The 1,556-nt window shown below is 74.5% G+C and carries 4 protein-coding genes; all 4 read right to left on the bottom strand.

What is annotated here, in order from left to right; translation table 11 throughout:
- On the bottom strand, positions 1 to 339 hold a 339-nt coding region (locus tag TR49_RS44305), incomplete at its 3' end, for a hypothetical protein (protein ID WP_042391164.1).
- A 51-nt stretch (positions 340 to 390) separates the two neighbouring features.
- Positions 391 to 726 carry a J domain-containing protein gene (locus TR49_RS44300; RefSeq protein WP_160311706.1) on the bottom strand — a complete coding sequence of 112 codons (336 nt, stop codon included), beginning with the start codon at positions 724 to 726 and terminating at the stop codon, positions 391 to 393.
- A 35-nt stretch (positions 727 to 761) separates the two neighbouring features.
- On the bottom strand, positions 762 to 1,064 hold the full coding sequence (locus TR49_RS44295; protein ID WP_042391134.1) for a hypothetical protein: 303 nt from the start codon (positions 1,062 to 1,064) through the stop codon (positions 762 to 764).
- A 212-nt stretch (positions 1,065 to 1,276) separates the two neighbouring features.
- Positions 1,277 to 1,556, bottom strand: a 280-nt coding sequence (locus tag TR49_RS39030; protein WP_042391132.1) for an Hsp20/alpha crystallin family protein, incomplete at its 5' end; no start/stop codon positions are given.

Raw genomic sequence — 1,556 nt, 5'->3', positions numbered from 1 at the left:
GGTGTGGGCGTGGGCGCCCAGCAGTGGCGCGTGGCGGCGTTCGGGTCGGTGGCCGGCGGGGTCGGTGATCTGCCCGCGGGGTGTTCCCGCCAGACCGGGTGGAGTGGGGACGGGGCGGCGGGCGAGGATGCGGCCGACCCAGTGGCGGCCGCATCCGGGGCAGGGCTGGGCGCCGCTGGGGGTGTAGGGGGATTGGGCTGGGTGGCCGTCGAGGGCGAAGTACTCCCAGTGGGCTCCGGTGTCGTCGGTGTAGCGCTGGACGTCGAAGTCACAGCTCCACTGGTGCCAGCAGTGGCCGCAGGTGAATTCCACCCGCTCCACGGCGAGTTCGGTGATCATCCTGTTTCACCTCCCGGCCCGTCCGGGGGCCCGGGACCTGCCCCCGGGGTTTCAGTCGCGAGGCGGCAGGGGATGGATGCGGACCGGTCCGGCCACGACGGCCGCTCCGCGCGGGCGCAGTGGCCGGTGGACCGGTTCGGTGGGTGCCGGGGCCGGCGCCCGGCCGCTGTCGTGCGGTGGGGTGCCGGCCTGGGCCTGGTGTTTCAGGAGGCGGTAGGCGGCCACCACCTGCGCGAGGCGGGCCGGGGCGGCGGGGTCGGGGTTGGTGTCCGGATGCCAGGCCCGGGCCAGGGTCCGGTAGGCCTGGGTGACCTGCTCCAGGTCGGCGCTCGGTCCGAGTCCGAGCACGCGCCGTGCGGCCGTTGCCGGATCCCGGCCCGCTTCCACGGTCGCCTCCCGTGCCTGTCGTCGCCATCGAGGGTTCAGCAGCTGTGGTTCGAGGGAGCCGGAGGGCTGCGGACCATCCCCCGCGCGGCCGCGGGCACCAGGCGCGAGCGCGGCCGCGGTCGCCGCCGCGCGGAAACGTCCGGGACCTGCGGGCCTGGAGGCCGGGGTGCCTCGGCCGGGCCGTCGCTTGGCGGCGTGTGGTCCGGCGGGGGCGGCAGGGGGTCGTCTTGCGTCAGGTCTTGGAGGTCGGCGGCCAGGAGGTCGGGGTTGGACCAGACCAGCTCCCAGAAGGCCTCGTCCACCGACGGTGCGGTGCTCATCTGCGTCTGCGTGGTCATGGCTGCCTCGCAGAAGAGGTCGGGGTGTCGCGCGGACCGACCGGGGGACGTGCGGGTCCGCGCGACACCGTTTCCTTGGGGGCACCAGGCCCGACGGGGGTGGGCCTGGAGTCGTGGGGTGTCGGGGTTGCGGGTGGGGGTTGCCGCGCGGGCGGTGCGTTGCGCCCGCGCGGCTGTTCTCCCTTTCCCGCGTCCAGGCCTGAGGGCCGAGGTCAGGCCTGGAGTTCCTTGCGGTCGCTGCCGCCGCTGATCTGGATCTTGCGGGGCTTGGCGGTCTCGGCGACCGGGATCGTGAGGGTGAGCACACCGGCCTCGTAGGCGGCGCTGATCTTGTCGGTGTCGAGGGTGTCGCCGAGGAACAGCTGCCGGGAGAACACGCCCAGCGGCCGTTCGGAGACCTGGACCTCGGCGCCGTCGCCGCGCTGCGTGGGGCGGCGTTCGGCCTTCACGGTCAGCACGTTCTGCTCGACGTCCAGGTCGATCGCGTCCGGG

Source organism: Streptacidiphilus melanogenes (assembly GCF_000787835.1).
Taxonomy (GTDB): domain Bacteria; phylum Actinomycetota; class Actinomycetes; order Streptomycetales; family Streptomycetaceae; genus Streptacidiphilus; species Streptacidiphilus melanogenes.
Note: the sequence above shows the minus strand (reverse complement) of the source record. Positions and strands in the feature narration are given on the sequence as shown.